Origin of the sequence: Paraburkholderia caledonica, assembly GCF_000383275.1 — a bacterium.
Classification (GTDB): domain Bacteria; phylum Pseudomonadota; class Gammaproteobacteria; order Burkholderiales; family Burkholderiaceae; genus Paraburkholderia; species Paraburkholderia caledonica.
The window spans coordinates 158414-182451 of sequence record NZ_KB911036.1 but is presented as its reverse complement, the minus strand read 5'-3'; the positions used below and the strand labels follow the sequence as shown (position 1 = coordinate 182451).

Genomic DNA, 24038 nt, shown 5'->3' with positions numbered 1-24038 from the left:
CTAGGGAACCTGGCAATGGAAAACAAATCGCATGCGTTCTGGGCAGGACTCTTTACGGTCGTCCTGCTGGCCGCGATTGCAACGGCGGCTTTTTTGTTCAATGTCGACCGCGCGGTGCGTGTGCCGTACGATCTCATTGCGCGCACCAACGTAACGGGTCTTTTTACCGACGCGGCCGTGCGCTATAGAGGCCTCGACGTCGGCAAAGTGCAGTCGATCAAATTCGACCGCGATCATCCGGGCCAGATCCTGATCCGTATTCTCGTCGACACGCATGCGCCGATCACGCATTCCACGTTCGGCAGTCTCGGCTTTCAAGGCGTGACGGGCATTGCGTTCATTCAGCTCGACGACACGGGGCGCGATCCATCGCCGCTCGCTTCGTCGGCGAAACAGGTTGCACAGTTGCCGATGCGTCCGGGCTTGCTCGACCAATTGCAACAACGCGGCGACGTGTTGTTGAAGAAACTCGAAAAGGTCACGGACGACGTCGACAATCTGTTGTCGCAGGAAATGGTCGACCAGTTGCACGGCACGGCGGCCAGCATCCAGAAAGCCGCGGACGGCGTCGCCACGCTCACGCAGCAGATGGCGCCGGTGGCCGGCAAGCTGCCCGCCACCATCGACAAGCTGGATAGCACGCTCGTCTCAACGAACCAGTTGATCACGAGCCTGAATCGTGCGGATGGTCCGTTCGAGACCAATCTGAACAAGGTGGGCACCGCGGCTCAGCAAGCGGGCGACGCGCTCACCGCGATGAACGGCTCATTGCAGGATCTGTCGGCGCGGGTCGGTTACGACACGTTGCCGCGGGTCAATTCGCTTGCTGAAGACGTGCGCTCCGCCGCGCGCTCCGTGGACCGCGCCGCCGACACGTTCAGCACCAGCCCGCGCAGCGTGCTGTTCGGTGCGCCGGCGGCGGCGCCGGGCCCCGGCGAGGCTGGTTTTACGTGGCCTGCCGCGCGCGCCGCACAATGAATCTGAAGGTTTGAAGAAAGGAACATCGTCATGTCACGCTCCATTCACCGCTTGTTGTCCTCGCGTGCCGCGCGCACGGGCGCTGTTTGCGCGACGCTGCTTGCGCTCAGTCTGCTGGCGGCAGGCTGCTCCAGCACGCCGGCCGCGCTCGCGGACATTCGCTACGACTTCGGGCCGCCGAAGCCTGCAGCGTCTGCGGGCACGCAATCGGCGGTCAAGGTGCTCGACGTGAGCGCGCCGGAAATGCTCCAGTCCGACAAGCTCGTGTACCGGCTCGGCTATGCCGACGCGCAGCAGTTGGCCGCGTACGCGAACAGCCACTGGACGATGCCGCCTTCGCAGTTGCTCACGCAACGTCTGCGCGGCGCGCTCAGTTCTCGCGGCACGGTGCTGACGGGCGCTGACGGCGTCGCCGCGCCCGTGCTGAAGGTGGATCTGGGCGAGTTCGAGCAGGTGTTCGACAGCCAGTCGCAAAGCCATGCAGCGGTGACCGCGCGCGCCACGCTGACGCAAAACGGCAAGGTGCTGGGTCAGCGAACCTTCATCTCCAGGGCGCCGTCGAGTACCGCCGACGCTGCAGGCGGCGCGCAAGCGCTCGCCACCGCCAGCGACGACCTCGTCGCGCAAATCGCCGCCTGGCTCGGCGTTCAGGCGCTGGTCGCCGCGCAATGACCGGCGCGCAGCGCACGCAACGGAGCGCTGCATGAGCGAAAGATCGTGGCTGCGCCGTCCGTCGGTGCTTTCGCGGCAAGCGCTGCTGCTGTACACCGTGCTGATCGTCTACGGTTCGTGGTATCCGTTTTCAGGTTGGCGCTCGCTCGGCCTGACGCCGTTCGCCTTCCTTTCCGATCCGATGCCGCAGTATCTGACGGCATTCGATGTCGTCACGAATGTGCTCGGCTACATGCCGTTTGGCGCGCTAATGGTGCTTGCGCTCTATCCGCGCTGGCGCGGGCCGCTCGCGGTCGCGTTGGCTTTCGTGCTCGGCGGCTTGCTGTCGGGCGTGATGGAAGCCGTGCAAACGTATTTGCCGACGCGGGTCGCGTCCAACCTCGACCTCGCGGCCAACGCGCTCGGCGCGCTGCTTGGCGCGGCGATCATGTCGCCGGCCACGGGCGCGCTGCTCGACCGCGGGTTGCTGCGACGCTTACGGCTCATGTGGTTCCACCGCGAGAGTGCCGCGCTCGCGTGTCTTGTCGCGGCCTGGCCGTTTGCGACGATGTATCCGTCGCCGCGTCTCTTCGGGCTCGGTAACTGGCCGCGCGCGCTGTGGACGCGAGTCGATTCCACGACGCAAGACGCCCTGTTCGCGTGGACGCCGGCCGGCTGGCACGTCGGCACATGGCCCGCGTGGGTCGCCGCCTGGCTGCCTGACGATGCCTGGGAAGCCCTCATCACCACGCTCAATCTGTTCGCCGCGCTTGCGCTCGCGTCGTTGACGATACGCCGTCATGCGCCGCGCGTGCGGCTGTTGCTGCTATTTATCGTCGTGGCTCTTGGAGTGAAGGCGGGCGCTACGTTCTTGCAGTCGCAATCCGGCCTCGCCTTCGACTGGGCGACGCCAGGCGCGCTCGCGGGCCTCGTCTGCGGCGCGGCGCTCGGGCTCCTGGCGCTGCGTCTGCGGCGCCGATCGCGCACCGCGCTGGCGGCGGGCGCACTCGTCGTGACGCTCGTGTTCGTCAACCTGTTGCCGGTAAATCCTTATTTCGATGTCGTGCTGGCCGACTGGCGGCAAGGACGGTATCTCCACTTCAATGGCCTCGCGCGCTGGCTCGCGTGGGTGTGGCCGTACGCGGCGCTCGTGTGGCTTGCGTTCGTCGTCGAACGCGTTTGGCTCAGGCGGCGCACGAGGCTTGAGTCGAAGTAGGCACTCCTGCAGCGTCAGCGATGCTGGCCTCTTGCTCGCTATAATCGTTCGCAAGCGGTCCTTCGCAAGCGACCTCCGCAAGCGGCGCGGCCAACGGCTCCTGCGCAACAAAGCGCGCGCCGCTGCGCCCGACTGCCTTCTGCACTATTGCCCTTCTGACAGCCTCGCTCTTCGTACAACATGGACTCCTTCTACAAGTACCACGTCTTCTTCTGCCTTAATCAGCGTGAACCGGGCGCAGAGCGTCCGAGTTGCGCGAACTGCAATGCGCAGGCAATGCAGGAATACGCGAAGAAGCGCGTGAAGAAACTCGGCCTCGCCGGCCCCGGCCAGGTGCGCATCAACAAGGCAGGTTGCCTCGACCGCTGCGAACTCGGCCCGGCGCTCGTCGTCTATCCGGAAGGCGTCTGGTACACGTATGTCGACGAGAGCGACATCGACGAAATCGTCGACTCGCATCTGGCGAACGGCAAGGTTGTCGAGCGTCTGAAGATCGATCAATAGGCGCTGCGATGAACGCACATACGAAGAAGTATCTGATCGACGGCCCGGTAGGCAAAATCGAGGTCGCGCTCGATCTGCCCGACGAGACGCGCGAAAACGGCGCGGCGCCGCGCGGCATTGCGCTCGTCGCGCATCCGCATCCGCTCTTCGGCGGCTCGATGGACAACAAGGTCGCGCAGACGCTCGCACGCACGCTCGTCCAGTTGAACTACGTGACGTATCGTTCGAATTTTCGCGGTGTCGGGCAAACGCAAGGTGAGCATGACGCGGGCATCGGCGAGCGCGACGATTTGCGTGCGGTGCTCGACCACATGCGCGCGCAGCCGGGGCACGCCGATCTGCCACTGGTGCTGGCAGGCTTTTCGTTCGGCACTTTCGTGATGTCGCATGTGGCCGCCAAGCTGCGCGACGAAGGCAAGGAGATCGAGCGGATGGTGTTCGTCGGCACCGCCGCGAGCCGCTGGGACGTGGCGCCTGTGCCGGAAAACACGCTCGTGATTCACGGCGAGACTGACGAGACCGTTCCCATTCAATCCGTTTACGACTGGGCGCAGCCGCAGGAATTGCCCGTGGTGGTGATTCCGGGCGCAGAGCATTTTCTGCATCGCAAGCTGCATATCCTGAAGCGGATCATCGTCGACGCCTGGCGGTAAGTTGCCGCGCGGCGCGCGTTTTCCGGGGTACAGGTACGCGCAAACGCCCGGCTATTCACCAGTCATTGCGCGAAGTTCGGGGAATACCACGCGTATAATGGGCGCTCTTTTTTGGGCGCAGCACGGCCTGTCCGGCAGTTCGCGCGACGCGTAACTTCTTTTCACGCGCGCAGCGGTGCCGGCTACGAGTGTGCTGCGCGAACCGATCGCGTGGCCGGAAGTCCAATGGGCGCTCAAGCCGTTACGTTTAGTCGTCACGGCCAGTCGCTCGCCGACCGGCTCTTCCAAACTCTGCGCCCTGCGCGCGTTGAATATATCTGCACGAACCGACCCTATGCGTTTTTCCACCTCCGGCCGCACGTCTTTTCCCTCCGTTGCAAGTTTTGTTTCTCCCACGCTAAGCCGCGCATTGACGCTCGGCGTCGTGCTGCCCGCCACGCTGGCGGCCAGCACTGCGTTCGCGCAAGTGCCGCCGCCGGCGGTGAATGCGCGTTCGTGGGTGCTCGTGGACGCGACCAGCAATCAGGTTCTGGCTTCGGGCAATCCCGATGAGCGCGTGGAACCGGCATCGCTCACCAAGCTGATGACTGCGTATCTCGTCTTCGAAGCACTGCAAACGAAGAAGATCGCGATGGACCAGACGGTGACGCCGAGCGAAGCGGTGCGTCGCGTGCGCACCGACGAATCGCGCATGTTCGTGGAGGCAAACAAGCCGGTGACCGTGCACGATCTGGTGTACGGCATGATCGTGCAGTCGGGTAACGACGCCGCCATCGCGCTGGCCGAACTGGTGGGCGGCAGCGAAGCGCAGTTCGTCAACATGATGAACACCGAAGCACAGCGCCTCGGCATGAAAAACACGCATTTCGCCGATGTGAACGGCATGCCCGACGCGCAGCACTACACCACGGCTGGCGATCTCGCGGTGCTGTCGGCGCGTCTGATCCGCGACTTCCCTGACTACTACAACATCTTCTCGGTCAAAGAGTTCACGTACAACAAGATCAAGCAGCCGAACCGCAACCGTCTGCTGTGGATCGACCCGACCGTCGACGGTCTGAAGACCGGCCACACGCAAGCCGCCGGCTACTGCCTGATCGCGAGCGCGAAGCGCTCGCTGCCGGGCACGCAGGACGCGTCGCGCCGCCTCGTCTCGGTCATGATGGGCGAGACGAAGGAACACGACCGGGTGCAGGACAGCCTGAAGATGCTGAACTACGGCTACTCCGCGTACGACACGGTGTGCCTCTACAAGGCGAGCCAGGTGGTGGGCACGCCGCGCGTCTACAAGGGTGCGCAGGACTCGGTGCAGATCGGCGTGAAGAGCGATCAGTACATCACCGTGCCCAAGGGCATGGCCGACAAGGTGAAGCCGCAAATCGAGCAGATGGATCCGCTGATCGCGCCGATCGCGAACGGTCAGCAGGTCGGTACCGCGAAGCTCGTCGCCGACGGCAAGGTGCTCGCACAGTTCCCGATCGTCGCCTTGCAGGCCGTGCCGCAAGCCGGCGTGGTGGGCCGCGTGTGGGATTCGCTGATGCTCATGTTCAACAAGAAAAAGTAAACACGGATCGCAATGACCGCTCTTCCTGATGTTTCGCTCGAGCCGATCGTTTATCTGAACGGCGAAGTGGTGCCTTTGTCCGAGGCGCGCGTGCCGGTGCTCGACCGCGGCTTTATTTTCGGCGACGGCATTTACGAAGTCGCGCCGCTATATGCGCACGCGGCCGGACGCACGGCTTTCCGCTTCGAACAGCATCTGGCGCGTCTGTCGCGTTCGCTCGAGAAGATCGGCATTGCCAATCCATTCGACAATGCAGGCTGGCGCGCGTTGATCGAGCGCGTGGTCGCGGCCAACGAAGCCGAGGCCGGTCTTGCCGCCAGTCAGGATGCGATCGCCTACATTCAGGTCACGCGCGGCGTCGCAAAGCGCGGCCATGCGTTTCCCGCGGGCGTCCAGCCAACGGTGTTCGTCATGGTTACGCCGCTCCATCTGCCCAATGCTGCCCAACGCGCGGAGGGCGTGCGTTGCGTCAGCGCGGAAGATCGCCGCTGGCTCAATTGCGACATCAAGTCTGTGTCATTGCTCGGCAATGTGCTGATGGCGCAATACGCCGCGGAAAACGACGCGTTCGAGACGGTCCAGTTCCGCGATGGCGTGTTGACCGAAGGGTCGTCGTCGAATGTGTGGGTGGTGAAGGGCGGAGTATTGATCGCGCCGCCGCGCAGTCACAAGATTCTCGAAGGCATTCGTTACGGGCTGATCGAAGAGCTGTCGGCGGAATGCGGTATCCGCCTGGAAGTGCGTGAGATCGCCGAAGCCGAAGTGCGCGCAGCGGACGAGATCATCATCAGCTCGGCCACCAAAGAAGTGCTGCCCGTCACGCAGTTGGACGGCCAGCCCGTGGGCAGCGGCAAGCCGGGTGCGGTGTTTGCGGCGCTGTATGCGGCATATCAGCAAGCCAAGGCGAAAGAGGCGCAGCAGCAAGGAGCAAAAAATGAATCCGGCGAACGAATCACTAATTGAGTATCCGTGCGATTTCCCGATCAAGATCATGGGCAAATCGCACCCCGAGTTCACCGAGACGATCGTCACGGTGGTCCGTCAGTTCGACAGCGAAGTCGACGCCTCGCGCGTCGAGACGCGTCCGTCCAGCGGCGGAAACTACACCGGGCTGACGGTGACGGTGCGCGCCACTAGCCGTGAACAACTCGACGATATTTATCGGGCGCTCACCGGTCATCCAATGGTCAAGGTCGTGCTTTAAGGCGTCCCACTACGGCGCGACGCGCAATGCGTCCGCCGCGTCCGCTTTCCGGCCCGCGCTTGCGGCCGAGCCGGCCTCGCAGGCCCGGTCGAACAACAGTTTGAACCGTCCCACCTCCGCAAAGACCCAGTCCCTGAACGCCTTCACCCGCGCTGTTTCCAGCATTTGCGGCGGACAGATGAAGTAGTACTGCCACGGACTCGGCCCGTCCACATCGAACAACCGCACGAGTCGGCCCGCCGCAATCTCATGCATGGCGAGCGAACGGCGCGTGAGCGCAATTCCTTGACCGTCGATTGCCGCCTGCAACAGGTTCGACGAATCCTGATACAGCACGCCGCGCTTTGGTTCCGGCCATTCGGTAAGTCCCGCGGCGTCGAACCACGGCCGCCATAATTCGTCGTCGGAACGGAGCAGAGGAAGTTTCGCCAACTCGGCGGGCGTTTTCGGCAGGTTGCCACCGTTGAAATTCGGCGCGCATGCCGGGAAGAAAATTTCCTCGAGCAACAGTTCGGAGTAAAGCCCCGCGTATTTTCCGTAGCCGAAACGGATTGCTACGTCGACGTCGTCGCGCGCGAAGTCCGTGAGCGCGTTTGTGGACAACAGTTCGAGGTCCCATTGCGGGTGGGCTTCGATAAAGCTGCCGACGCGCGGCGTGACCCACCGTGCCGCAAACGACGACAACATGGACACCACGAGCCGCCGCTCGCGGTCACCGGCACGGAGTTCGCGCGTGGCGTCGGACAATGCGGTTAGCGCAGAGCGCACGTGGTTGGCGTAGCGCCTGCCGGTTTCTGTCAGCCGCACGCGCTTGCCGTCGCGGGCGAACAGTGACACGCCGAGTTCTGCTTCCAGTGCCCGGATCTGATGGCTGACCGCGCCGTGCGTGACGAAAAGTTCGTCGGCGGCGCGCGAGAAGCTCTCGTGACGGGCGGCGGCTTCGAAGGCTTTGATCGCATTCAACGGCGGCAGATGGCGCAGCTCCATCGTAATATTTCTCACATAGAGGTGAAAATTGATCGTTTTGCGTAACCCCTTGCTACGCCTACGATTGTAGCCATGAAACGACTTTTGGCGAGGGCATTATGCGAGAAGTTTCCTCTAGCATCGCGTATGAAATCCACGGTGGCGAAACGCTTCCCCTGAAGGTGGCCCGCAGCACGAAGCTGGTCGTGCGCGGCGGTGCGGTTTGGGTAACACGCAGCGACGACACCGAAGACTACTGGCTGCAACCCGGCCACACGCTGAGATTGCGACGCGGCGAACGGCTGTGGATCAGTGCGGAAGGCACACCGCGCGCGACGATCGCGTTTTCAGTGCCCACGCGCTGCGACGAGCGTGCGCTTAACTGGTTTGCGCGAGTCGTCGAACGTTGGGCGGCGCGGATGCGCGGCGGCTGGCGCACCGTTTGATGGCGGGTGCCCCGCCAGCCGGGCGCGGCGACTCCCGACGGGAATCGCCGGATTTCGGTAAACTGCGTGGATCATGTCCGTCCCGCCGGTTTCTACTCCCCCAATGCCCGTCGCGGCGCCGCTCGTGCTGCGCTGGCGCGGCAGCGAACTCTACGAAGCCAGTTTCGATGCGATGCGCGCGTTCACCGACGCGCGTACCGTCGACACTCCCGACGAAATCTGGCTAGTCGAACATCCACCCGTCTTTACGCTTGGCCAGGCCGGCGATCCGGCACATCTGCTGGCCGCCGACAGCGCTATTCCTCTGGTGAAAGTCGATCGGGGCGGGCAGATCACGTATCACGGTCCGGGGCAGGTGGTTGCCTACCTGCTGCTCGATTTGAGGCGTCGCAAGCTGATGGTGCGCGAGATGGTCACGCGGATCGAGCAGGCCGTGATCGACACCCTTGCGGCGTATAATCTCGCCGGAGAACGCAAGGCGGGCGCGCCCGGTATCTACGTCGCGCCCGGGCCGCACGCCGGGTTGCATGCCGGCGCAAAGATCGCCGCGCTGGGCCTCAAAATCCGCAACGGCTGCAGCTATCACGGCGTTAGCCTGAACGTGAAAATGGATTTACGGCCGTTTCTGGCCATTAACCCTTGCGGCTACGTGGGGCTCGAAACAGTCGATATGGCAACGCTTGGCGTTGTGGCCGGCTGGAACGACGTGGCCCACACCCTTGCAGCGTGCCTCACCGCAAACCTCGACGGCAATCCCGCGGCCGTCGCCCAACCGCAGGCCGGTGCGCTCACCGCCTGACTGGACCGAACGAATGACTGACGTTACCGCGAACCTCGCAACTTCTCCCGTGCCTGAAGGCGTGCCGGCATCCGCCGCTGCCTACGACGCCACCGCGAAGCAGAAGGCGCAAGCCAAAACCGCCCGCATTCCTATCAAGATCGTTCCGATCGAAAAGCTGAAAAAGCCGGACTGGATTCGCGTCAAGGCGGCGACCGGCAATTCGCGCTTCTACGAAATCAAACAGATTCTGCGCGAGCACAATCTGCATACGGTGTGTGAGGAAGCGAGCTGCCCGAACATCGGCGAATGCTTTGGCAAGGGCACGGCCACGTTCATGATCATGGGCGACAAGTGCACACGTCGCTGCCCGTTCTGCGACGTGGGCCACGGCCGCCCGGATCCGCTCGACCCGGAAGAGCCGGCGAATCTCGCGCGCACTATTGCCGCGTTGAAGCTCAAGTATGTGGTGATCACGAGCGTGGATCGTGACGATTTGCGCGACGGCGGCGCGGCGCACTTCGTCGAATGTATCCGTCAGACGCGCGAGTTGTCGCCTGACACGCGCATTGAAATTTTGACGCCCGATTTCCGTGGTCGTCTGGACCGTGCGCTCGGCATTCTGAATGCCGCACCGCCTGACGTCATGAATCACAACCTCGAAACGGTGCCGCGTTTGTACAAGGAAGCGCGCCCGGGTTCGGACTACGCGCATTCGCTCAAGCTGCTCAAAGACTTCAAGGCGCTGCATCCGGACGTCGCGACCAAGTCGGGCCTCATGGTCGGCTTGGGGGAAACGGAAGAAGAGATCCTGCAGGTCATGCGCGATCTGCGCGAGCACGATGTTGACATGCTCACCATCGGTCAGTATCTGCAGCCTTCCGAACACCATTTGCCGGTGCGCTCTTATGTGCACCCCGACACCTTCAAGATGTACGAGGAAGAGGCGTACAAGATGGGCTTCACGCACGCAGCGGTGGGCGCTATGGTGCGCTCCAGCTACCACGCCGACTTGCAGGCGCATGGAGCCGGCGTAGTGTGAATGTCAGGTGACTGATCGGTCAGGTTGAAGAAAACCCGCACATGTTGCGGGTTTTTTATTTCACGGTGGGCAAGCGCCTGATCGCCGTAGTACCGCCGGCTCGAACAAAAAGCATATCAGTTAGGCAAACGAATAATCAGGCGTGGCGAGCGAAACCGCCACCATCGCGGTTGCGGCCCTTGACGGCCACACCGACATTGCACCAAGCGTGCGTCAGCTGAAAAGTTCGATGACAGGCCAGCCTCGCTCATTCGCGATCGCACGCAAACGCGGATCGGGATTCGTCGCGACCGGATGCGTGACTCGTTCGAGCAGCGGAACGTCGTTGATCGAATCGCTATAGAACCAGCTTTGAGGAAAGTCGTGCAAACGGTGGCCGAGCGAAGCTAACCAGCTTTCCGTGCGCGCGATCTTGCCTTCACGGAAAGTCGGAACGCCCACCGACGCACCTGTGAAACGGGCAAGCGGATCATCACCCTCCGTACCCAGTTCGATCCCGAGAAGATGCTCGAAGCCGAGCGCCTTGCCGATAGGCGCGGTAACGAACACGTTCGTTGCGGTGACAATGCAGCAAAGGTCGCCTGCCTCGATATGACGCTGCACCAGTTCGCGTGCGGCCGGCAGGATCGCCGGCGTGATCACTTCCTGCATGAATTGCGCGTGCCACGTGTCGAGCTGTTCGCGCGAGTGGCGAGCGAGCGGCGCCAACGTGTAGTCCAGATAGGCGGCCATGTCGAGCGTACCGGCCACGTACTGCCGATAATATTCGTCGATGTCTTGCGCATGGCGCGCCGCGCCCTCTATGCCGAGTCCAGCGATAAAGTGAGCCCACGCCTGGTCGCTGTCGAGCGGCAGCAACGTGTGGTCCAGGTCGAACAGCGCGAGATTGCGGCTCATCCGTTGTCCTCGTGACAGGTGGTGGTCGCGTCACATGAACGGCACAGACGGTCACGCGACGATCTTCATCGTTGGCCGAGCGTATATTTAAAAGCACAAAATTACAATAAGGCAAAAATGTGCAACACTACTGTCATATACGCCCCGGGTGTCGTACGCGCGGCATGCGGTTCGGGTCATGGCAGCAGAGAATAAGAGCAGTGCCTTATGTTGATTCTCCTTAACCTTCTCGCCGGCGTGGCACTGCTTGTCTGGGGCTCGCATATCGTTCGCACCGGCATCCTGCGCGTACTCGGCGCAGATCTGCGCAGCATCCTCGGGCGAAGCACCCGCAGCCGTTGGCGAGCATTCCTGTCAGGCGTCGGCGTCACCAGCCTCGTTCAAAGCAGCAACGCCACGGCGGTCATCGTCACGTCGTTTGCCGCGCAAGGGCTCCTGCCGCTGACCAGTGGTCTTGCGATCATGCTCGGCGCCGACGTCGGCACCGCGCTGATGGCGCGAGTTCTTACCCTCGATCTATCCTGGTTGTCGCCAATCCTGATCCTGTTCGGCGTGCCACTGTTCCTGTCGCGCAAGCAGACGCGCACAGGTCAGGCCGGCCGTACGCTGATTGGTCTCGGTCTGATTCTGCTCGCGCTGCATCTGATCGTAGAGGCCGCGCAGCCCATGATGCAAGGCGCAGGCGTGCGCGTGATGTTCGGCGCATTGACCGGCGACACCATGCTCGACGCGCTAGTGGGTGCGGCCTTTGCAATGCTGTCGTATTCCAGCCTCGCGGCCGTGCTGCTCACGGCCACGCTTGCATCATCGGGCGTCATTTCGTTGAAGGTCGCGTTGTGCCTCGTGATCGGCGCGAACCTCGGCAGCGGCATGCTGGCGTTGCTTGGCACCGTGGCGCAGAACGCGGCGGCGCGGCGGCTCGCTTTGGGCAGCTTCGCCTTCAAGCTGGCGGGCGCGATGCTGATCCTGCCGTTTGCACCGCTGCTCGCGCGCGGACTGCCGGTGCTGATCGCCAATCCGCGTGAGGCCACCGTGGGTTTTCATCTGATCTACAACGCGCTGCGTTGCTGCGCATGCCTGTCGCTGATCGATCCGGTTGCGCGCGTGTGCGTGCGCGTGTTGCCCGACCGGCCCATGCCGAACGGCGAACTGCGGCCGCTGCATCTGGACGAGGCCGCGCTGTCCACGCCGACGCTCGCGCTCGCGCATGCGGCGCGCGAAGTGCTGCGCATCGGCGACATCGTGCGGGCCATGCTCGACAACGTGGCGGAGCTGATTCATCACAACCATCTCGACAAGGCGCGCGAAACGATCCGTATGGACGACGACGTCGACGAACTCTACGCAGCGGTCAAAAACTACCTCACGTTGATCTCACGCGAGCAGTTGGATGAAGCTGACAGCCGCCGATGGACCGACATCATTTCGCTGACGATCAACCTCGAGCATGCGGGCGACATCATCGAGCGGATCGTGGGAGATATCGAGGAGAAGAAGATCGCTCACCGCCTGTCGTTTTCCGAAGAAGGACTCGGCGAACTGGACGATCTGCAGACGCGGCTCGTCAGTAATCTGCAACTCGGTCTATCCGTATTCCTGAACAACGATCTGCGCTGCGCCGAACGTCTACTCGCAGAAAAAGAGCGTTTCCGCGATCTGGAGCGCGCGTATTCATACAGGCATCTGGACCGGCTCACGGGGCAGACGCTACGCAGCATTGAAACGAGCGCATTGCATCTGGATCTGATCAGCGACATGAAGCGGCTTAACTCGCTGTTCTGCTCGACGGCTTATCCGGTACTCGACGCCGCCGGCGCATTGCATGACACGCGTCTGCGCAAGCGCGCGCTCGACACGATGCATGTGAAGGAATGAGCAGCGCGCTCGGCGTGCAGCATGACGCTTCAGGCCAGCACGACCTCTTCGAGCTTCTTTTTTAGCGCCGTGAAATCGGCGGCGTCTGCGGCCTTCTTGTTGGTGACGAGCACGTCTATCCGCTCGACCGGGCAATACGAGATCCGGCTGCGCTGACCAATCTTGCTGTAATCCGCAAGGATCACGACACGGTCGGCATTCGCGACCATAGCGCGCGCCACTTCGGTTTCGGCGTGGTCGTAGTTCGTCGCGCCATGCCGGTGATCGACGCCGACCGGCGACAGCAGCGCGAGATCCGCCCGATAGCGCTGAATATCGAGCACGGTGGTGGCGCCCGTGGTTGCCATCGCGCGGTCGCTGATCGTGCCGCCGAGCAAAATCACTTCGTTGCCCGCATCGGCCTGTTCTGCAGCGCCGCGCAGCTTCAACGCGACGTCGATCGAATTGGTCACTATGGTCAAATTGGCGAGCTTCGCGAGCTCTTCGGCGAGCGCCGCGGTCGTCGTGCCCGCGTCGATGAACAGCGTCTGGCCGCTCGCGATCAACCCGGTCGCCGCCTTTGCAATCGCCGTCTTGGATTTGACGCGCATGTGCGCGCGCTCGGCGATCGGCGCTTCGTCGGCGGGTTTGATGGCGCCGCCGTGTACCCGCCGCAGTTCACCGAGCGCTTCGAGGTCGAGCAGATCGCGCCGAACCGTTTCGCGCGACACGCCAAGGTCCGCCATGATCCGTTCGGTCGACACCCGATGGAGCGTCGACACTAACGCGCGTATTCTCTGATGACGGTCTTCCTGCCACATGCATTTTCCTTGGATGCGAAGGCGCTCGCACAACGTGTCTTAGTCAGTGACATCGTGGACACGAATGTGTGTCCAGACGATGTCAAGGCTACTACTTTAGCCGCATTGTGTTGTATTTTTTTGGCAGCTTGCAAGTTTGTGTATTTGACTTTAGCCTTCGCAAATCGAAGCGCCGTGCTCGTTCGAAACTCGAATGTTCGAAAGGCAAAGTCTGATCTGTTCTTTCGTGCATTAGCGTGGCGCTTTTTGACAAGACCGCATGCGTTGAAGTGCTTCAATGCACTCTCCGCTTTCTTCTGGGTGAAAGGTGACCGGACGTGGGAAACGGGATCGATCATGTATCACCTGCAGACTGGCCATATCCGCCGCTCGTCGCGCACCGCTGCGGCGGCACGCTCGCGCCTGAGAACACCTTAGCGGGATTCGACGCCTGTGTGCGCTACGGCTACCGCATGGTCGAGTTCGACGCCAAGCTTTCCGCCGACAATGAACTGTTCCTGCTGCACGACGACACGCTCGAGCGCACGACCAACGGCTACGGCGCTGCTGCCGACTATACGTGGGCGCAGCTCGCCATGCTCGACGCGGGCGCCTGGTACGGTCCGCAATTCGCAGGCACTCGCCTGCCGACGCTTGCCGATGCAGCAGCCCGTTGCGCGCGCGACGGCATCGCGGCGAACATCGAAATCAAACCTTGTCCGGGCCGAGAAGAGATTACCGGCCGCCTCGTTGCGGACGGTGCGCTCAGATTGTGGCAAGGGCGAACGGCGCCGCTGCTGTCGTCGTTCTCTTTCGACGCCCTGGCAGCTGCGCGCGACGCGGCGCCTTCATTGCGGCGCGGCATGCTGTTCGAGGAAGTGCCCGCGGACTGGTTGCGTATCGTGCGCGAGCTCGACTGTGTGTCCTTGCATGCGAGCCATCGTTATCTGACGGAGCAACTCGTCGGCGAAATCCGCGAGGCTGGACTGCATGTGCTCGCATACACGGTGAACGATCCGGCGCGCGCGCAATTGCTTGCGCAGTGGGGCGTTGACATGATTTGTACAGATCGCATCGATATGCTGCAGCACGACATGCTTTGAACTGCGATGCCGGCCAAAGCAGGGCGTGAGTGTGCACGCAGGCACGCGAAGGCGGCCGCAAAGGCCGACCAGGAGCGCACGCAATGGCGCACGAGTAACGCCGTTGAAGTCGAACTAGAAATTTTCCAAACGTAGCAACTTCGGCAGAGGATGGGGAAAACTATGAACCGCACCGTGTTAGCTCGCATACTTTCGATGTCGGCCGCCGCGGGCGTCGCAGCCGCCGGCGCGAGCAGCGCTAGCGCCGCGCCGCTCGACGCACTGATCGCCGCTGCGAAACAGGAAGGCCAGCTTACCGTGATCGCGTTGCCGCACGACTGGTGCAACTATGGGCAACTCGTCGCGGGTTTCCAGAAGAAGTACGGTATCAAGATCAACGAGCTGAATCCCGACGCGGGCTCCGGCGATGAAGTGGAAGCGATCAAGGCGAACAAGGGCAACAAGGGTCCGCAAGCGCCCGACGTGATCGACGTGGGTCTGTCGTTCGGCCCGAGCGCGAAGGCCGAAGGTCTGCTGCAGCCGTATAAGGTCTCTACATGGAACTCGATTCCCAAAGAATCGAAGGATGCCGACGGCTACTGGTACGGCGACTACTACGGCGTGCTCGCGTTCGAAGTGAACGCCGACATGATCGACAAGGCGCCGTCCGACTGGAGCGACCTGCTCAAGTCAGACTACAAGAACGCAGTGTCGCTCGCGGGCGATCCGCGCTCCGCGAATCAGGCGATTCAGGCGGTGTACGCGGCGGGTCTTGCGCAAAGCAAGGGCGACGCGAGCAAGGCGGACAAAGCCGGCCTCAAGTTCTTCGCCGACCTGAACAAGAGCGGCAACTTCGTGCCGGTGATCGGCAAGGCCGCGTCGCTCGCGCAAGGCACGACGCCGATCGTCGTCCGTTGGGATTACAACGCGCTCGCCGATCGCGACACGCTGAAGGGCAACCCGAAGGTTCAAGTGGTCATCCCGAAAACGGGCGTAGTCGCAGGCGTCTATGTGCAAGCCATCAGCGCTTATGCGCCGCATCCGAATGCAGCCAAGCTGTGGATGGAATATCTCTATTCCGACGAAGGCCAGATCGGCTGGTTGACCGGCTATTGCCACCCGATGCGCTACAACGAACTGGTGGCCGCGAAGAAAGTGCCGCAGGCGCTCCTCGACAAGTTGCCGCCGCCGTCGTCGTATAAGAACGTCGTGTTTCCGACGCTCTCGCAACAGGACGCGTACAAGGAAACCATCACGAAGCATTGGGACGAAACGGTCGGCGCGAACGTCAAGTAAGCGCTGCTTCGACGTTTAGCGCGAGGTCGTACACGCCGCGCGCGTCGTCCTAGTCGGACGGCGCGCGCCGTTACCCAGAGTGCCGGACATGCCGGCGATGCGGCCAATGCGGGGAATACCCAAAGGGTGAGCTATGAGCGCTTCATCGGATGCTGGATCGGTGCAGCCGGATCTGCTGGTTCCGCCTGTGCCCACTCCAACGCCGCGCGTCGACGGTCCGGGCCGCGCGTCGCAGATGCTGGCCTGGATCGGCGTCGTGCCGTTCTTCACTTTCGCGCTGCTGTTCCTGATTCTGCCGACCGGCTTTCTGATGATCGGCGCGTTCCAGGATTCGCAAGGTCACTTCACGCTCGCCAACCTGCGCGACCTGTTTCAGCCGTCCGTGCTCGACGCTTACTGGATCAGCTTCAAAGTCAGCGCAGCGTCCGCGGCGGGCGGTGCGCTGATCGGCTCGCTGCTCGCGTGGGCGGCGGTGCAGGGCAAGCTGCCGGGCTGGATTCGTCCGACGTTGATGACGTTCTCCGGTGTCGCGTCGAACTTCGCGGGCGTGCCGCTAGCGTTTGCTTTCATCTGCACGTTGGGACGCGTCGGGCTCGTCACCGTATTGTTGAAGAAGTATCTCGGCTTCAATCTGTATTCGACGGGCTTCAGCATTCTCAGCTTTTCGGGGCTCACGCTGACCTACCTGTACTTCCAGATTCCATTGATGGTGCTGATCGTCACGCCCGCGCTCGACGGCCTGAAGCGCGAATGGCGCGAAGCATGCGATTGCCTCGGCGGCACCGCGTCTCAGTACTGGCGCTACGTCGCGCTGCCGGTGCTATGGCCGAGCGTGCTCGGCGCGACGCTGCTGCTGTTCGCCAACGCGTTCGGCGCGGTCGCCACCGCTTACGCGCTGACCGGAAGCTCGTTGAACATCGTGCCGATTCTGCTCTTTGCGCAGATTCGCGGCGACGTCATGCACAACCAGAATCTCGGCTACGCGCTTGCGCTCGGCATGGTGCTCGTCACGGGTCTGTCGAACGGCGGTTATATCTGGCTGCGCTCACGCGCTGAAAGGGGCCGCCGATGAAAAGCCAATCGCGCGTGGGAGCGTGGACCGCAATGGTGGTCGGTTCCCTGTACTTCCTGATTCCGCTGATCGCCACCTTCGAGTTCAGTCTGCGGATGAAGCGTGGCACATATAGCTTCGAAGCCTACAGCGTGGTGCTCGGCGATCCGCGCTTTCAGGCCTCGTTTGGTTATTCGATTCTGATGGCGCTGCTGACGATCGTCGTCGGCATATTGCTCGTTGTGCCGACCGCTTACTGGGTACAACTGCGCTTGCCGAAGCTGCGGCCGGTCGTCGAATTCATTACGCTGTTGCCGCTCGTGGTGCCGGCTATCGTGATCGTGTTCGGCTATCTGCGCATCTACAACAGCAGTTCGATTCTGCCGCTCACGAGCAACGAGCGCGCGACCGATCTGCTGTTGGTGTTCGGCTACGTGACGCTGTCTCTGCCGTACATGTACCGCGCGGTCGATGCCGGCCTGCGCGCTGTCGACGTGCGCTCGCTCACCGAAGCCGCCGAGTGTCTCGGCGCGAACTGGCCGACGATTCTCTTCAAAGTGATCTTCCCGAATATCCGCTCGGGCATTCTGTCCGGCGCGTTTCTCACCTTTGCGGTGGTAATCGGCGAATTCACGCTGGCGAGTCTGCTCGATCGGCCCGCGTTCGGTCCTTACCTGCAACTGATCGGCGCGAATCGCGCGTATGAGCCGTCGGCGCTTGCGATCATCGCGTTCATGATTACGTGGGCGTCGATGGGCTTGATCCAGGTGTTCGGCTCGGCCCGCGCGTTGAGCGGTCAAAAGGTTTGATGCAATGAGCTTGATCCACTGAGGCAGCGAATCATGGCATTTCTCGAGATCGAAAATCTGCACAAGTCCTTTGGGACGAACATCGCGTTGCATCACTTCGACATGAAGATCGAGCGCGGTGAGTTCATCACGTTCCTTGGACCTTCCGGCTGCGGCAAAACGACCGTGCTGCGGATGATCGCCGGCTTCGAAACGCCGACGCGCGGCGTCATCCGGCTCGATAACAAGGACGTCACGCATCTTCGTACGCGGCAGCGCAAGGTCGGCATGGTGTTTCAGTCGTATGCGCTGTTTCCGAACATGACGGTCGCGGAGAACATCGGCTTCGGGCTGAAGATCACGCACCGGCCGCAGGCGGAAATCAGCCAGCGCGTCGAAGAGATGCTGCACCTGATCAAGCTGCCGCAGCTCGGCGGCCGCTATCCGTGGCAACTGTCGGGCGGTCAGCAGCAACGTGTGGCGCTGGCGCGCGCGTTGGCCGGCAAGCCGCAGGTATTGTTGCTCGACGAACCGCTGTCCGCGCTCGACGCGAAGATTCGCATTTCGTTGCGGCAGGACATTCGCGCGCTGCAGCGCGAACTCGGCATCACGTCGATCTTCGTTACGCACGATCAGGAAGAGGCGTTGTCGATCTCCGACCGCATCGTCGTGATGAACGAGGGGCGCGTCGAGCAGATCGGCTCGCCTTCGGAAATCTACAACTATCCTCGAACTCGTTTCGTCGCGTCGTTCGTCGGCACGCTGAACATTCTGGCGGGGCACGTGATCGATCCGGCGACCGGCAAGATGGTCGTGGACGGCCAGGAGCTGACTACTACGCAGGAACTGCCGGCCGGCGATGCGGGCAAGAAGCGTCTGCTTGCGCTGCGCCCCGAAGCGATCGTGCTCGAACCGGCGGCGCCTGGCCGCAACACACTGAGCGCGACCGTCGAAGAAGTGAATTTTCTCGGCGCAGTGGTGCGGATCAGGACGCGCGTAAAAGACGCGGTGATTTCTCTCGACGTGTTCAACGATCCGAATCGCGGTTTACCCGAGCGAGGTCAGCCGGTGTCACTCGGTTTCTCGCATGAGAATCTGCTGGTACTCGAAGAGGGCGGCGCTTAGGAAAACGGCAAAGCCCCCGCCAGTAAAGGCTTCGGGTTTCCCCTGAGCTGCTGCCGAAGCGAATTCCGGTTTTCCCGACGCGGGCCGTCCGGATTTCCGGAATCCCGGATGGCACTTGCGATTAGGCGCAAGAAAACCTATAAAAATCAAAGGCGCGCGGCCTGCCTCAAGCTGGCATCGACCTTGCGAAATAGATAACGCGGCCGCAACGGTCCGACAACTAAAGCAAGGAGACAACGATGTCCGATTTCCCTTTCCGGTACTTCTGAATTCGTCGTCTTGTCGCGGCCTAATGCCGTGCACAGGCGTGACGATCATTCGTTCGCATGATGCGCAGCGTGGCAGGCCATAGGCTCACCCACATCGCAGGAACCATCGTGAAGAAACCTATCCACAAAGTGCTGTACGTCCAGGTGATCGTGGCGATCATCATCGGTATCGCGCTCGGACATTACTATCCGAATCTCGCCGTCGACATGAAACCGCTCGGCGACGGCTTCATCAAGCTCATCAAGATGGTGATCGGGCCGATCATCTTCTGTACGGTCGTGACCGGCATTGCCGGCATGGAAGACATGAAGAAGGTCGGGCGCGTCGGCGGCAAGGCGCTGCTGTATTTTGAAATCGTCTCGACGTTTGCACTGGTGCTCGGCCTGATCGCGACGCACGTGCTGAAGCCGGGCGTCGGTTTCAATATCGACCCCGCCACGCTCGACGGCAAGGCGGTCGCTTCATACGCCGCCAAGGCGCACGGTCAGACCACGGTCGACTTCCTGATGCACCTGATTCCGGACACGCTCGTCTCCGCGTTTGCACAGGGCGAGATTCTGCAGATCCTGCTGATCGCGCTGCTGTTCGGCGCGGTGCTCGCCACAGCCGGTGAGAGGGGTAAGGTCGTCACGAACTTCATTGAAGGGCTCTCGCATGTGCTGTTCGGCATCGTGCGCATCATCACGAAGCTCGCGCCGATCGGTGCGTTCGGCGCGATGGCGTTCACCATCGGCAAGTACGGTATCGGCTCGCTGCTGCCCATGCTGAAGCTGATCGGCACGTTCTATCTGACGTCGATCGTATTCGTGGTGGTCGTGCTCGGCATCATCGCGCGTGCGGTGGGCTTCAACATCCTGCGCTTCATTGCGTACATCAAGGAAGAGATGCTGATCGTGCTCGGCACGAGCTCGTCCGAAGCCGCGCTGCCGCAACTGATGCTCAAGCTGGAAAACCTCGGCTGCTCGCGCTCGGTGGTGGGTCTCGTGGTGCCGACCGGTTACTCGTTCAACCTCGACGGCACCAACATCTATATGACGATGGCCGTGCTGTTCATCGCCCAGGCGACGAACACCGACCTCACGTGGGCGCAGCAGCTCACGCTGCTGGCAGTGACGATGCTGACGTCGAAGGGCGCGAGCGGCGTGACGGGCGCGGGCTTCATCACGCTCGCCGCAACGCTGGCCGTGGTGCCGACCATTCCGCTGTCGGGCATGGTGCTGATTCTCGGTATCGACCGCTTCATGAGCGAATGCCGTGCGCTGACGAACATCGTCGGCAATGGCGTGGCGACTGTGGTCGTGTCGGCGTGGGAAAAGGAACTGGACCGCAACAAGCTGAACTCGGCGTTGCGCGGCGACGTGCCGGTCAAAGAGCCGGCCGGCGTTTAAGCCGGGCATCGACGCTCATTGTCTGAAAACGCGTGACGTTTGCGGCCGCGGACACCAGCACATGCAACCGGTGACCGCGCGCCCAACCGAAGTGCCGTCGGCCGGGGAAGCTCGCGCCGACCGCGCTTCGCCTTATGCCACAATATCCGATCACACCTCACCGGATATTGCCAACGTGACGCGCCGTCTGCTGATCCTCTTCGCGCTCGTCGCCGGGCTCGTCGCGGCGTGCGGGCTCACCTACAGCGTCGCGTGGCAAAGCGGAATCGACAGCTTGCGGCGCAATGCCGCCGGGCGCGTCGATCGCACCGCCAGTTCGCTCAAGAGCACACTTGAGCGCTATGAATCGCTGCCGTATCTGCTCGCCGAGCATCCCATCGTGCAGGACGTGCTGGTCGATCCGTCGCCTGCCAACGTCCAGCGTGCGAATCTCTATCTCGAAGATTTGAACCGCCACGCGCGCGCAACGGTGACCTACATCATTCCGCTCGACGGCTATTGTGTCGCCGCGAGCAACTGGCAAGGGCCGGGCAGTTTCATCGGCGCGGGCTATCTGTTTCGCCCATATTTCGTCGATGCAATCAAAGGCCACGTGGGCCGCTTCTTCGGCATCGGCACGATCTCGCAGGCGCCGGGCTATTACATTTCGCAGCCGGTGCGTCGTGAGGGAAAGATCGTCGGCGTGGCTGTCGTCAAACTCGATCTCGAATGGTTTCAGGGCGCGGACGCATACGAGCCGCTCCTCGTCACCGACGATCACGGCGTGATCTTTCTGTCGTCCGTGCCCGCATGGAAATATCACACCATACGGCCACTGTCGGGCCAGGTTGCCGATTCCATCTACCAGGCCCGACAGTATGCGCAGCAGCCTATTGCGCCGCTGCCCGTGACGATCGAGCGCAAGCTCGAAGGCGACGCGCAGATTGTGCGCGTCGGCGGCGGACGCTACGCGCCTCGCTATCTCGCATCGCGACGCGGCATGGGCGAACCCGACTGGCATCTGATTACCATGGCGCCCGTTAGCCCAGTCGACGCTGACGCGCGCAACGCGACCATCGTGACCGGGTTCGGCTATGTGTCGCTCGTATTGCTCGCGTTCTACTGGAGAATGCGCCGGTCCCGCGTGCGCGAGGTGATGCGTAGCCGCGCGCTGCTGCAAAAGGCGTACGCCGAATTAAACCAGCGCGTTGCCGAGCGCACCGCGGATCTGTCGCAAGCGAACGAGCAATTGCAGAAGGAAGTGGCCGAACGCACGCGCGCCGAACAGGAATTGCGCGCCGCGCACGACGAACTCATTCAGGCGAGCAAGCTCGCGGCGCTCGGTCAGATGGCGGCCGGCATCACGCATGAACTGAATCAGCCGCTCGCGGCATTGCGCGGATTTTCGGACAACACGCGCGTGCTGCTGGAGCGCGGCGACCAGGCATCGGCGCGGGAGAACCTCGAAGCGATCGCGGCGCTCACCGAACGCATGGGCAAAATCACCAATCAGCTCAAACTGTTCGTGGGACGCGCGCGGCCGCGCAGCGCGCGCGCTTCGGTCGTGCGGGCGCTGCGCAATGCCCTCGCGCTGTTGCAACAACGCTTGAAGGGCGTCGAACTCGACCTCACGTTGTTCGACGCGGAAAACGGCACGCGCGTGCCGCTCGATCTCGCCGACGATCATGCCGAACTGGTAGCCCACTGCGACGATCTGCGTCTCGAACAGGTGCTGATCAATCTGCTCGGCAATGCGCTCGATGCGACCGCCGACATGACTCCGCCGCGCATTTCCGTGCAGATTGAAGTTGCTGCGGACAGCCTGTCGTTCGCAGTCAGCGACAATGGCCCGGGCATTGCCGAAGATGTCTTGCCGCATCTGTTCGAGCCGTTTTTTACCACGAAGGAAATGGGCCAGGGACTTGGGCTCGGGTTGGCGATTTCGTCGTCGATCGCGCGTGATTGCGGCGGCACACTCGTGGCGCGGAATGTGGCGAACGTCCCGAACGGCGGTGCATTATTTGTACTGACGCTGCGCCGCGCGCGCGTGCAGACGAGTCACACCGCGGACCCGCTCACCACGGGTTCGTGAATCCGATGAGAACAACATGCTGAACGACGGCTTGCAAGTGCTGTATATCGAAGACGACGAACTCGTGCGGCGCGCCAGCGTGCAGAGTCTGCAACTGGCGGGCTTCAACGTGGTCGGTCATGCGTCGGCGGAATCGGCGGCGAAGTCGATCAGCGCCGACTTTTCGGGCGTGATCGTCAGCGATATCCGGCTGCCCGGCGCGAGCGGTCTCGATCTGCTCGCGCAATGCCATGAGCGCGCGCCCGACGTGCCGGTGATTCTCGTCACCGGTCACGGCGATATTTCGATGGCGGTGCAGGCGATGCGCGACGGCGCCTATGACTTCATCGAAAAGCCGTTTGCTTCTGAGCGCCTGATCGAAACCGTGCGGCGCGCGTTGGAGCGGCGCAAGCTCGTGCTGGAAAACCTCGCGCTGCGCCGCGAGCTTGCCGGGCAGAGCACGGTTGCGCCGCGGATTATCGGCCGCAGTCCGGCAATCGAGCAGGTCCGGCGGCTGATTGCAAACGTCGCGCCGACCGATGCGTCCGTGCTCATCAACGGGGACACCGGCGCGGGCAAGGAATTGATCGCGCGTAGTCTGCACGAGTTGTCGCCGCGGCGTGACAAGCCGTTTATTGCGGTCAACTGCGGCGCGCTGCCGGAGCCGATGTTCGAGTCGGAGATGTTCGGCTACGAACCGGGCGCCTTCACCGGTGCTGCGAAACGCCGGGTCGGCAAGCTCGAACACGCGTCGGGCGGCACGTTGTTTCTCGACGAAATAGAAAGCATGCCGCTTGCGTTGCAGGTGAAGCTGCTGCGCGTGTTGCAGGACGGCGTGCTCGAACGCCTTGGCTCGAACCAGCCGATTCGCGTGAATTGCCGCGTGGTCGCCGCGGCAAAAGGCGATATGGCGGAACATGTCGCCGATGGTTCGTTCCGTCGCGACCTGCTGTACCGCTTGAACGTGGTGACGATCGCGCTGCCGCCGCTTGGCGAGCGTCGCGAGGACATCGTGCCGCTTTTCGAACACTTTCTGCTGGACGCGGCCGTCCGTTATCAGCGTCCCGCACCGATTCTCACGGACCGTCAGCGCGCAAGCCTGATGCAGCGCGAGTGGCCGGGCAATGTGCGGGAGTTGCGCAATGCGGCGGACCGCTTCGTGCTCGGCGTCGCCGACGACCCCGTCATGTCTTTCGGCGACGAAGGCGCGCAGCCGCAGCCGCTGAAGGAGCGCGTGGAGCAATTCGAACGGGCGGTGATTGCTGAGGCGTTGGAGCAGAGCGGCGGCGCCGTGGCAATCGCGGCGGACCGGCTGCAGCTTGGCAAAGCGACGCTTTACGAGAAGATCAAACGCTATGGCCTCGCGGCCAAAGGGGACGGGGACCGGTGAAAAAAGAAACGCCGGCAATTCATGCCGGCGTTTTTCATTGGGCTG

General features: G+C 62.5%; 23 protein-coding genes. 20 read left to right on the top strand and 3 right to left on the bottom strand.

Annotation, left to right across the window (positions count from 1 at the left end; genetic code table 11):
- Nucleotides 1-15: 15 nt before the first annotated feature.
- From H281_RS0110640 to H281_RS0110605, 8 genes are all read left to right on the top strand, one after another.
- Entirely contained in the window at nt 16-978 is a 963-nt protein-coding gene (locus H281_RS0110640) for an MlaD family protein (protein ID WP_020067094.1), read from the top strand.
- Between the two features lie 30 nt (nt 979-1008).
- Nucleotides 1009-1650, top strand: a complete 642-nt coding sequence (locus H281_RS0110635; RefSeq protein WP_020067093.1) for an ABC-type transport auxiliary lipoprotein family protein — start codon at nt 1009-1011, stop codon at nt 1648-1650.
- Nucleotides 1651-1681: 31 nt separating this feature from the next.
- Nucleotides 1682-2845 carry a VanZ family protein gene (locus tag H281_RS0110630; RefSeq protein ID WP_020067092.1) on the top strand — a complete coding sequence of 388 codons (1164 nt, stop codon included), beginning with the start codon at nt 1682-1684 and terminating at the stop codon, nt 2843-2845.
- 180 nt (nt 2846-3025) lie between these two features.
- Entirely contained in the window at nt 3026-3349 is a 324-nt protein-coding gene (locus tag H281_RS0110625) for a (2Fe-2S) ferredoxin domain-containing protein (RefSeq protein WP_027804480.1), read from the top strand.
- Between the two features lie 8 nt (nt 3350-3357).
- Nucleotides 3358-4002, top strand: coding sequence for an alpha/beta hydrolase (locus tag H281_RS0110620; protein WP_020067090.1), 645 nt, complete (start codon nt 3358-3360; stop codon nt 4000-4002).
- A gap of 334 nt (nt 4003-4336) precedes the next feature.
- Nucleotides 4337-5566 carry a D-alanyl-D-alanine carboxypeptidase family protein gene (locus tag H281_RS0110615; protein ID WP_027804479.1) on the top strand — a complete coding sequence of 410 codons (1230 nt, stop codon included), beginning with the start codon at nt 4337-4339 and terminating at the stop codon, nt 5564-5566.
- A gap of 12 nt (nt 5567-5578) precedes the next feature.
- The gene (locus tag H281_RS0110610; RefSeq protein ID WP_020067088.1) at nt 5579-6529 is read left to right on the top strand and encodes a D-amino acid aminotransferase; all 951 of its coding nucleotides are present in this window, start codon (nt 5579-5581) and stop codon (nt 6527-6529) included.
- A complete protein-coding gene (locus H281_RS0110605; protein WP_020067087.1) occupies nt 6501-6770 on the top strand; it encodes an HP0495 family protein in 270 nt (89 codons plus the stop codon). Before H281_RS0110610 ends, H281_RS0110605 begins: the two co-directional genes overlap by 29 nt.
- Before the next feature lie 9 nt (nt 6771-6779).
- On the opposite strand, the gene H281_RS0110600 is transcribed toward H281_RS0110605, so the two are convergent.
- Nucleotides 6780-7757, bottom strand: a complete 978-nt coding sequence (locus H281_RS0110600; protein ID WP_020067086.1) for a transcriptional regulator GcvA — start codon at nt 7755-7757, stop codon at nt 6780-6782.
- 98 nt (nt 7758-7855) lie between these two features.
- Here H281_RS0110600 and H281_RS0110595 point away from each other — a divergent pair, with 98 nt between their 5' ends.
- The 3 genes from H281_RS0110595 (at nt 7856) to lipA (ending at nt 10002) form a co-directional block, all read left to right on the top strand.
- On the top strand, nt 7856-8182 hold the full coding sequence (locus H281_RS0110595) for a DUF2917 domain-containing protein (protein WP_020067085.1): 327 nt from the start codon (nt 7856-7858) through the stop codon (nt 8180-8182).
- Nucleotides 8183-8255: 73 nt separating this feature from the next.
- Nucleotides 8256-8981 carry a lipoyl(octanoyl) transferase LipB gene (gene lipB, locus H281_RS0110590; RefSeq protein WP_027804478.1) on the top strand — a complete coding sequence of 242 codons (726 nt, stop codon included), beginning with the start codon at nt 8256-8258 and terminating at the stop codon, nt 8979-8981.
- 13 nt (nt 8982-8994) lie between these two features.
- Nucleotides 8995-10002: a lipoyl synthase gene (gene lipA, locus H281_RS0110585; protein ID WP_020067083.1), complete on the top strand. Its 1008-nt coding sequence runs from the start codon at nt 8995-8997 to the stop codon at nt 10000-10002.
- A gap of 213 nt (nt 10003-10215) precedes the next feature.
- On the opposite strand, the gene H281_RS0110580 is transcribed toward lipA, so the two are convergent.
- Entirely contained in the window at nt 10216-10899 is a 684-nt protein-coding gene (locus H281_RS0110580; RefSeq protein ID WP_020067082.1) for a histidinol-phosphatase, read from the bottom strand.
- A 207-nt stretch (nt 10900-11106) separates the two neighbouring features.
- Here H281_RS0110580 and H281_RS0110575 point away from each other — a divergent pair, with 207 nt between their 5' ends.
- Nucleotides 11107-12774, top strand: a complete 1668-nt coding sequence (locus H281_RS0110575) for a Na/Pi cotransporter family protein (RefSeq protein WP_020067081.1) — start codon at nt 11107-11109, stop codon at nt 12772-12774.
- 29 nt (nt 12775-12803) lie between these two features.
- Here H281_RS0110575 and H281_RS0110570 read toward each other — a convergent pair whose 3' ends face one another.
- The gene (locus H281_RS0110570; protein WP_020067080.1) at nt 12804-13574 is read right to left on the bottom strand and encodes a DeoR/GlpR family DNA-binding transcription regulator; all 771 of its coding nucleotides are present in this window, start codon (nt 13572-13574) and stop codon (nt 12804-12806) included.
- A 317-nt stretch (nt 13575-13891) separates the two neighbouring features.
- Here H281_RS0110570 and ugpQ point away from each other — a divergent pair, with 317 nt between their 5' ends.
- The 8 genes from ugpQ (at nt 13892) to H281_RS0110530 (ending at nt 23993) form a co-directional block, all read left to right on the top strand.
- The gene (ugpQ, locus tag H281_RS0110565) at nt 13892-14656 is read left to right on the top strand and encodes a glycerophosphodiester phosphodiesterase (RefSeq protein WP_020067079.1); all 765 of its coding nucleotides are present in this window, start codon (nt 13892-13894) and stop codon (nt 14654-14656) included.
- Nucleotides 14657-14818: 162 nt separating this feature from the next.
- Nucleotides 14819-15931, top strand: coding sequence for an ABC transporter substrate-binding protein (locus H281_RS0110560; RefSeq protein WP_027780115.1), 1113 nt, complete (start codon nt 14819-14821; stop codon nt 15929-15931).
- Between the two features lie 133 nt (nt 15932-16064).
- Entirely contained in the window at nt 16065-17003 is a 939-nt protein-coding gene (locus tag H281_RS0110555; protein WP_020067077.1) for an ABC transporter permease, read from the top strand.
- The gene (locus H281_RS0110550) at nt 17000-17791 is read left to right on the top strand and encodes an ABC transporter permease (RefSeq protein ID WP_020067076.1); all 792 of its coding nucleotides are present in this window, start codon (nt 17000-17002) and stop codon (nt 17789-17791) included. Before H281_RS0110555 ends, H281_RS0110550 begins: the two co-directional genes overlap by 4 nt.
- 33 nt (nt 17792-17824) lie before the next feature.
- Nucleotides 17825-18895: an ABC transporter ATP-binding protein gene (locus H281_RS0110545; protein ID WP_020067075.1), complete on the top strand. Its 1071-nt coding sequence runs from the start codon at nt 17825-17827 to the stop codon at nt 18893-18895.
- A 377-nt stretch (nt 18896-19272) separates the two neighbouring features.
- The gene (locus tag H281_RS0110540; protein ID WP_027804477.1) at nt 19273-20553 is read left to right on the top strand and encodes a dicarboxylate/amino acid:cation symporter; all 1281 of its coding nucleotides are present in this window, start codon (nt 19273-19275) and stop codon (nt 20551-20553) included.
- A 61-nt stretch (nt 20554-20614) separates the two neighbouring features.
- Nucleotides 20615-22624, top strand: a complete 2010-nt coding sequence (locus tag H281_RS0110535; RefSeq protein ID WP_020067073.1) for a sensor histidine kinase — start codon at nt 20615-20617, stop codon at nt 22622-22624.
- Between the two features lie 16 nt (nt 22625-22640).
- Nucleotides 22641-23993 (top strand): sigma-54-dependent transcriptional regulator, encoded by a 1353-nt coding sequence (locus H281_RS0110530; protein ID WP_020067072.1) that lies wholly within the window; start codon nt 22641-22643, stop codon nt 23991-23993.
- Nucleotides 23994-24038: the final 45 nt, after the last annotated feature.